Origin of the sequence: Aneurinibacillus danicus (genome assembly GCF_007991215.1) — a bacterium.
In the GTDB taxonomy this organism is placed as follows: domain Bacteria; phylum Bacillota; class Bacilli; order Aneurinibacillales; family Aneurinibacillaceae; genus Aneurinibacillus; species Aneurinibacillus danicus.
The window spans coordinates 1-8,537 of the sequence record NZ_BJXX01000038.1; the positions used below are offsets into that span (position 1 = coordinate 1).

At 47.3% G+C, this 8,537-nt stretch carries 7 protein-coding genes and 1 pseudogene; 1 reads left to right on the plus strand and 7 read right to left on the minus strand.

The window, feature by feature from the left end:
* The 4 genes and pseudogenes from ADA01nite_RS04030 to ADA01nite_RS04045 form a co-directional block, all read right to left on the minus strand.
* Nucleotides 1-297 (minus strand): annotated as a pseudogene (locus ADA01nite_RS04030) (hypothetical protein); the annotation flags it as partial.
* Complete coding sequence (locus ADA01nite_RS04035) at nt 266-475, minus strand: hypothetical protein (protein ID WP_146808623.1); 210 nt, start codon at nt 473-475, stop codon at nt 266-268. The gene ADA01nite_RS04035 and the pseudogene ADA01nite_RS04030, both read right to left, overlap by 32 nt.
* Nucleotides 476-753: 278 nt before the next feature.
* Nucleotides 754-2,067, minus strand: coding sequence for a phytoene desaturase family protein (locus ADA01nite_RS04040; RefSeq protein WP_146808624.1), 1,314 nt, complete (start codon nt 2,065-2,067; stop codon nt 754-756).
* Between the two features lie 270 nt (nt 2,068-2,337).
* Complete coding sequence (locus ADA01nite_RS04045) at nt 2,338-3,288, minus strand: NAD(P)H-dependent flavin oxidoreductase (protein ID WP_174760590.1); 951 nt, start codon at nt 3,286-3,288, stop codon at nt 2,338-2,340.
* Nucleotides 3,289-3,502: 214 nt separating this feature from the next.
* Here ADA01nite_RS04045 and ADA01nite_RS04050 point away from each other — a divergent pair, with 214 nt between their 5' ends.
* The gene (locus ADA01nite_RS04050) at nt 3,503-5,044 is read left to right on the plus strand and encodes a class I adenylate-forming enzyme family protein (RefSeq protein ID WP_146808626.1); all 1,542 of its coding nucleotides are present in this window, start codon (nt 3,503-3,505) and stop codon (nt 5,042-5,044) included.
* A gap of 191 nt (nt 5,045-5,235) precedes the next feature.
* Here the strand turns inward: ADA01nite_RS04050 and ADA01nite_RS04055 are convergent, their stop codons facing one another.
* The 3 genes from ADA01nite_RS04055 to ADA01nite_RS04065 all read right to left on the minus strand — a co-directional run bounded on the left by ADA01nite_RS04055 (nt 5,236) and on the right by ADA01nite_RS04065 (nt 8,303).
* The gene (locus tag ADA01nite_RS04055) at nt 5,236-6,543 is read right to left on the minus strand and encodes a pyrimidine-nucleoside phosphorylase (RefSeq protein WP_146808627.1); all 1,308 of its coding nucleotides are present in this window, start codon (nt 6,541-6,543) and stop codon (nt 5,236-5,238) included.
* Between the two features lie 242 nt (nt 6,544-6,785).
* Nucleotides 6,786-7,529 (minus strand): sporulation protein YunB, encoded by a 744-nt coding sequence (yunB, locus tag ADA01nite_RS04060; RefSeq protein WP_146808628.1) that lies wholly within the window; start codon nt 7,527-7,529, stop codon nt 6,786-6,788.
* Nucleotides 7,530-7,682: 153 nt separating this feature from the next.
* Complete coding sequence (locus ADA01nite_RS04065; RefSeq protein WP_146808629.1) at nt 7,683-8,303, minus strand: S-layer homology domain-containing protein; 621 nt, start codon at nt 8,301-8,303, stop codon at nt 7,683-7,685.
* Nucleotides 8,304-8,537 lie beyond the last annotated feature (234 nt).

The window sequence follows — 8,537 nt, forward strand, 5'->3', positions numbered from 1 at the left end:
AGCGAGGAGAAAATCTATCGCCTGCTTTGTCGTCTTATGCAGCCAATCTTTGACTTGAGCGTCGCTTTTCTGCTGGAGATAGCGTTTAGCCCGAAGATACTTCTTCCACTGTCGGCTTCCTTTCTTGCACCGCGCCATCTTCTTCGCCAGCTCTGCAAGAAACTTGGCGCGTCCCTGTTTGACGGCACGCACCGCACGACCGGAAAGGACGAGCGCTTTGTCTTCTGTGGCCAGGGCGACGCTGTGGATATATACGGCTCCGTAATCACAGCCCCGCCTCGTTAACCTGCGCTCCATTCTGTTCCAGGGTGGCTGCCATGTACTCTATGTCTTTTACCGCCGGCTCGATGGTACGGGTAATGAGTCCATCGAGCAGAACCACATTCTCTTGCGCGCTTTGAACAATCTTCTCTTCTACTTTTCTTTTGGCTGTTTCATATGATGCACCCCCTATCACCAGGCTGGGAAGCAGCAAGATGACAGCAAAAGCTATAATTAATCTGCTTTTAAATGAAATCCGGACAAATCACAGCGTTCTGGAATCGATTTCATAGAGCATAAGAAAACCAGCGGCCATTTTTTCTTGCTTGCAAAGTAAAGCGAAATATACTTTTCCATATCGTAAAAAAAACGCCGCCTATCTCAGGCGGCAGAGGAAAAGGGGGGAGAATATAGGGAGACACTTACTCCTATAACTATTTTTATTCTTCCTCTTTTCTTTTTGTTTTAAACCTTGTGATTCAATTTTTTTCATTACACATAGGAATACTTGTGCAGAATAAGTTTGCTTGCTTCATATGCGCTGTGGAATGACAACTCTGACAGCTGCCCCTTGCCCTCGCACCAGTCGCCTGCAAAAAACACGTTACGGTAGTCAGGTAAATACAGCGGCATGGCTTTCTGGTTCATCGTCCACTTAATTTCCTGAGCAGCGGCGCGCTTCGATACGCGCGGCACGACCAGACGATCGCGCCAACCGACAAAGTGCTTATCATAAAGCGCTTCAATCTTCTCGTGATACTGCTGGATTTTCTCTTTGTCTTTTAAATCTTCTTCCGTTAGGTAGGCAATGGCCTGCAGCAATTGGCCGCCTTCCGGCACGCACGTTTCATCGTAGTGTGAAATATCGGTGATAAACATTTTGTTCTTTTTATCATAAATGTACGTATATGGCACCTCGATTCGTTTTTCAAGGCCAATATCATATACGTATACATAACTTGGTTCATAGCTGGAATATTGTTTAATGAAGTGTTCGATTTTTGTACCGCAAACAATCTTTTCCAATTCTTTTGGTGGCATGCAGAAAAGGAATTCTTGCCCTTTGAATACCCCCTGCGTAGTCCGTACAGCTGTAACGCGGCTATTCTCTGCCTCTACCGCTTCTGCCTTCGCTTTCGTTACAATCGTACCGCCGTTTTCCTCGATGACCCGAACGAACTCATTAATGAGAGCCTGCCAGCCTCCACCGATATAAGCAACCGGCTTGTTGGTAGTAAACAGGCGTTGATAATAGTTGAAAAACACATCGGATGGAATCCGTTCAGGCTCACGGGTGAAGAAGTTCGAGGAGGCAAGCGTTAACATCATTTCTCTTACTTCGCCCCTGATGTCTTTTTCATCCATCCATTTCTCAATCGATAAATGCGGATGGCCCTTCTCCATGTGCAGCATTGTTTTAAAAATCTCAAATGTAAACTTAATTTTACTTAAGCTATTTAACACCGAGGTATTGAATAGTCCTTGAATGTTGGCTGGAACGTCCGTTAATTTGTCACCGATATCGTATTTCGCTTTGTTCGGCTCGAAGTCCCGCCAATCGATTTTAATTCCGAGCTCTTTTTCAAATTTGCGCAGCACAGAAGTGTCACGCCCATAGATTGCATGCGCGCCAAAGTTAAACGAAAAGCCTTTAATCTTTAATGTTACGGCTCGCCCGCCTAGATTACCTCGTTCGAGCACAACCACTTTTTTCCCTTTGTTTGCCAGGTATGCCGCGGCCGATAATCCGGCCAGACCCCCGCCTACGATGACCGCATCATAGAAGGTTGCTTCAGTTGTTTCCATGTGATTAACATCTCCCACTATGCTAGTTAATTTTACACTAGATTGGTGTTGTTTTTATATTACCACCCAAATACGCTATTTTACCTTCTTCAGATTAGTTAGACAATAGGTCATATAGTACGAAGGAAAAGAGAAGAAAAAATGAGGAGAAGATTTTCATGTAGAAAAAGGCGAATGCCTTTTTCTTCCTCGGATCTTCTTTCCTCTTTCTTTTTTCCTTATCTTCACAAAAAAAAGACAGCTCCAACCTAAAGAGGAGCTGCCGAAAGACTAAAGAATATGGTGCTTTGCGACTTCTTGAACCGCTTCGTATTCAATCATAAGCCTGTCAATAATCGTCTGAACCGGTAATATTTGATCGATTTCATGCACGCGTGCTCCCGCGAATACCAGACCGTTTTCCACGTCGCCGTTTACGGACGTAACGAGCGAGTCCAGTGTGCAGAACCGGTAGGAACAAGCTTTCAGGCAATCGTAGCATTTCTCGATTTTCAACTTATTATCGCCGCTAATCGCCTCGGTGAAGCGGTTGCGGATGGCACGGCCCTGAAGGCCGACGGTCGTCTTTACCAGTACGAGATCGTCCGCGCTTACCGTTTCGATATACTTCTGTTTAAATGCGTCCGGCGCGTCGCATTCGACGCTCGCTACAAACCGGGTTCCCATCTGTACGCCGGAAGCGCCCATTTGAATCGCCCGCGCAATATCCGCTCCCGTCATAATGCCGCCGGCAGCGATGACCGGGATGCTGACCGCTTCAATTACCTCAGGCAGAATCTCGAACAACGGCCGGTCCGTTCCCAGGTGTCCGCCCGCTTCAAAACCTTCCACTACGACAGCGGCGGCGCCGAGACGCTCTGCCAGCCTAGCCAATTTGGCGGAAGAAACAATGGAAATGACGGGAACATTGTATTCGCGTCCCCAGGCATACATATCCCGTGAGAATCCGGCGCCGGAAATAATGAAATCGACCTTCTCTTCCATGGCCGCTTTTATCGTTTCCGGAAAACTATTCATTGCAAATAATACATTAACCCCTATATATCCCTGTCCCTTTGTCAACTCTCTCGCCCTGCGAATATGGGCCCGCATCTCTTCAACCGGAATTCCCGTTCCCGAGATGATGCCGATGCCCCCGGCATTTGCGACGGCCGCCGCCAGATTGCTCAGCGAAATCCGTACGCCCATGCCCCCCTGTATAATCGGTACGCGCGGTTTCATATGCGCGATTTGTAATTGTGGTATATGCACCCCAATCCCCCCTGTTTCATAGCTCAAACCCCTTATTTAACCCTTGCGAAGCATAGTTTAAACTATATCACACATCAAGTCTAAAAAGTGTTAATTTTTTGGGTCAAATATTATATTCTTTCATACTTGTGTTTAATGATATAATTTTCGTATCATACAGAATAGTATAGAAAGGATTGAAACCATGCTAACGTTTGGAACTATAATGAGACAAAACGCCGGGAAATATCGAAACAAGCCGGCCGTTATCTTCCAAGGCACCATGCGCACATACGGCGAGCTTAATCTTCGTGCCAACCGCCTTGCAAACGCTTTCTTATCCAGGGGCTACAAAAAAGGAGACAAAGTTGCGGTCATGATGAAAAATCATGCCGCCTATGTAGACATCATGGTTGGTCTTGCGAAGATTGGCGTAGTTATCGTTCCGATAAACTACCGTTTGGTTGGTTCGGAGATTGAATACATTATTCATCATTCGGATAGCCGTGCGATCATTCTTACAGCGGAATACGCGGAAGAAATCGGTAAGCTGCTGCCGTCCATGCCGCAGCTTGATACCGCGGTGGCGATAGGAGAAACGAACATTCCTCAGATGCTCGACTATGAAGCATTCCTTGCTTCCGCTTCCGACAACGAACCGGAAGCAGAGGTGAACGAGCGAGATCCTTTCTATATCGGCTATACTTCCGGTACGACCGGCAAACCGAAGGGTGTTGTTATCTCCCACCGTTCCCGTATCCTTACCGGCATGGTTGCCGCTTATGAATATAAAATCGACGAATCGGATGTACACCTCGTTGCCGGTCCGATTTACCATGCGGCACCGTGGATTTTTCTGGTCATGCAGTTGATCGTAGGCGGCACACTCGTCATCCATGAGATGTTCCGGGTGGAGCAGGTGCTTTCGGATATTCAGAAGCATGGCATCACTAATACGTTCCTTGCGCCGACGATGTACAACTTCCTCGTCAATGTAAAAGAAGACATAAAAAGCAGGCACGATCTCTCCTCCATGCGCGTGCTCATCTCGGCCGGGTCACCGCTGCCGACCAAAACGAAAGAAGATATCCTCGCCTTCTTTCCCGGGGCTGATCTGCATGAATTCTACGGTTCAACTGAAAGTGCGATTACGCTCAACATTAAGCCAAGAGACATTCAGCGTAAAGAGCGCTGCGTAGGACAGCCATTCCCGCTTGTCGAATGCGCCATTCTGAATGACGATAAAGAGCCTGTTGCCCAAGGAGAAATCGGCGAATTGTATTTTAAAGCTCCGTATCTGCTTGACGAATATTACAAAAATCCGGAAGCGACGGCAATGTCGTTCTACAATGGCTATTTTACCGTGGGTGATATGGCCATGCAGGATGAAGAAGGCTTCTATTACATTGTAGATCGCAAGAAAGACATGCTGATTAGCGGAGGCGTGAACATTTATCCCCGTGAAATCGAAGAAGTGCTGTATACGCATCCGAAGATTCTTGATGCGGCCGTTATCGGCGTACCTGACCCGGTATGGGGTGAATCGGTAAAAGCGATCGTTGTTCTAAGAGAAGGGGCCGCATTGACCGAAGAAGATGTCATTCGTTATTGCGAAGGCAAAATCGCCAGCTACAAAAAGCCTAAATCTGTTGATTTTATAGACGAACTGCCCCGCAATCCATCCGGTAAGATTTTAAAGACTGTCCTGCGCGATAAGTATTGGCAGGATCAGCAGACAAAAATTTAATATTTCTTTTAGGCTCACCACCAGACTCTGTGGTTAACTTCTTTTTACACAAAGGTTGCTTGGATGGGAAAAGAAGTGGGCAATGGAACGCTTTTACGCGGCTCCTAAGCGGAAGTAGACTCGCAATTCAGCTCGTACCCTCTTTCTTTTCCCTCTTTGCCTTCGTACCACGGACAGGGGAATGTTGAGTCTTATTTTACTCGAATCTCATCGTAAATCAGCGGCGGCCCCTCCACCGCTTCGGGCACAATCCGGTAGGCGTCTTCGATCATTTCTTTGACTTCCGCTACATCTTCCCGGTTGCTGTAAATTGTCACCAGCGGTTCGCCCTTTTTCACGCTGTCGCCGATTTTCTTGCGCAGCACAACGCCAACCGCCAGGTCAATCACCGACTCTTTGGTAGCGCGGCCGGCACCAAGCAGCATCGCGGCTGTGCCGATCCGATCGGCTTGAATGGACGCTACATGTCCTTCCTCACCCGCTTTCACTTCAAACGTATATTTTGCCTGCGGCAGTTTGGACGGATCGTCTACAACAGAAGGGTCTCCGCCTTGAGCCGACAGAAATGTTTTAAATTTCTCAAGCGCATTGCCGTTCCGAATAGCTTCTTCGAGCTGGGTGCGCGCCGTTTCCGGACTGTCTGCTTTGCCGCCGAGATATACCATATGGCTGCCAAGCGTCAAGCACAGTTCTTCTAAATCTTTCGGTCCTTTGCCGCGCAGCGTATCGATCGCTTCCTGCACTTCCAGCGCGTTCCCTACCGCAAATCCAAGAGGCTGGCTCATATCAGAGATAACGGCCATCGTCTTACGACCGACATTGTTTCCGATATCGACCATTGCCTGTGCCAATTCGCGCGCATGCTCCAAATCTTTCATAAACGCGCCGCTGCCCGTTTTGACGTCGAGTACGATAGCGTCGGCGCCGGATGCGATTTTTTTGCTCATAATTGAGCTTGCAATGAGCGGAATCGAATTCACCGTCGCAGTAACGTCACGCAGAGCATACAGCTTCTTATCCGCCGGTGTTAGATTTCCGCTCTGACCAACCACTGCCACCTTGTTTGTATTGACCAGCTCATTGAACTTCTGGTTATCGATTTCCACATGAAAACCCGGTACGGCCTCCAGCTTGTCAATGGTTCCACCGGTATGTCCAAGCCCCCGGCCTGACATTTTCGCTACCGGGATGCCCAGCGCAGCTACAAGCGGTGCAAGCACAAGCGTCGTTGTATCGCCTACGCCTCCGGTACTGTGCTTATCTACTTTAATGCCTTCAATTGCCGACAGATCAATTTGGTCACCGGATTCTACCATAGCCATTGTTAGATGGGTTCTCTCTTCCCGTGTCATATCCTGAAAGAAAATGGCCATCGCCAGTGCGGACATCTGGTAGTCCGGAATCCGGCCTTCTGTATAGCCGCTGATAATAAAATCGATTTCAGATTTGCTCAGTTCTTTTCCATCCCGTTTTTTCTCGATTAAGTCAACCATCCTCATGTGGCGGACCCTCCTTTTTCTTCCTCTACATAAACATACCAGCAATGGCTGCGCTTAACAACGAAGTCGGCGGCGTCATACAGATTTACCCTTTCCGCCTTCTTTTCATACCGAAAGAAAGGCAAAAAAATCCACTGCTCCGCAAAGCAGTGGAAATATAGGGGGAGAAAGAGAGAGAAAAAAATTCTCATGCTAGTAATAGTATTATTCCCCGCTCCCCTTTCGGTTAAACATTTTTATCACTATTCTTGAATTTTTGTGGTATTCATCTGTACGGGCGGTAAAATCGGCGGCGGCTGTACTCCGGGGACTTCACTGCCTACCGGCTTTCCCGTCCCGTCATAGTAAAACTGCGGCACATCACCGACGATCAGCGCATTGGAGATCGGAACTTCTGATTGGACTACCGCAGGTTGTGTCGAGAACGGAATAACGATTTTCACCTTTGTTTCAATAATGATGAACACGGTAATCAGCACCATGTTAATTCCGGCCTGCTGCATTTTCGTATCAAGCTCTACGTGTACATTTCCGTATGGCACAAGCGTTATCGGTAATTCGGGACCCAACTGCGCCAGCAAGTTGCTGCGCAGCGCCTGACCGAGCTTAATCTTTTCTGGTGTCGTCTCCATGTCTTTCAATGCATGCATAACGTTCTCTGTCGATTCGAATACAATGCGTGTGTATTCATTGGAATTAAAGGTCGCTACCTGAACTTTCCCATCTTTGTCTTCTTTAATATCTATCAGCTTTTTAAAATCCGTTTCTTTAATAATTTTTTGATTAATCGCATCATGAATCGCTTTGGTCGCCATCTGTTCTGCACGGATGCGGGCAATCGAATGGAGGACGGGCTCAATGTTTTTTTCGATATAATAGAAAGTCTGAAAGGTAAGCCCAAGAAAAATGAGCAGGGAGATGAGAAACATATATTTTGAAGGGATGGGCGCCCGCACAGACCGGTTACGCAACCTCCTTCTTTTCATCTATCCACCTCCTTGCTGCAATATATGCCTGAGGTGGGGAGGCTAAAACCGAAAAATGCAAAGACACAAACAAGAAGTTAGAAAAGGGCTTTCTCCGCAGCATGATGAAAGCCCGAAGAACAGCAGCGTTTCCCCGGGCTTATTACTGCCGTTCTATTCAAGTTTGCCGCTGCGCATCAAACGGGCCTGCTCAATAATAACCGCCGCTTCCGCGCGTGTAATGTATTTCGCGCCGCGGAACGTGTTATCGCTATAACCGCTCATCACTTTCTTGTCAACCAACGCGGAAATGCTGCCGACCGCCCACGGCGGCATTTCGTTAATGTCGACAAACTTTTGTGCCGTATCGATCTTTGCTACATCGAACTCCAGCACACGCGCGATCATTACCGCTGCCTCAGAACGGGTGATGGATTTGCCCGGCAGGAATTTTCCGTTATATCCGGTAATATAGTTCGCTTCCCGGGCGGAAGCCACCTGCTGATAGAACCATTGATATTTCCATACGTCCGAGAAATTTGCTTCTGCATTTTCTTTGTATTTGCCGAACGCTTTATTTATCATCGTGACAAATTCGGCACGGCTTACCTGCTTGCCCGGACGGAATGTACCGTCTTTGTACCCACTGATGATGTTATCTTTCACCAGGCTGTCGACAGCCGGTTTGGCCCAGTAAAAATTGTCGAAATCCTTGAATGTTGCCGCAGAAGCAACAGACGTTATGCTGAGTGCCAATACCGTAGCCAGAGCAAGTTTCACAATTCTTCTCTTCATGATGAAACAACCACCTTTCCTTATTCTGTTTTTATGAATAAAGTCCGGAAAATCCGGATCTTTATTAATAATGAAGCATTCCCACCTATGTAACAGAAAAAATCATGGAAATAAATATATGATATGGAAATTATCATCTCCTATTCTTTTCGAAACATAAAATACGCTTATGGGGGGAGTTTTAAAAAAACAAGACTCTCATGGCTTTTCAGCCGCAACACAGACATGAAAATC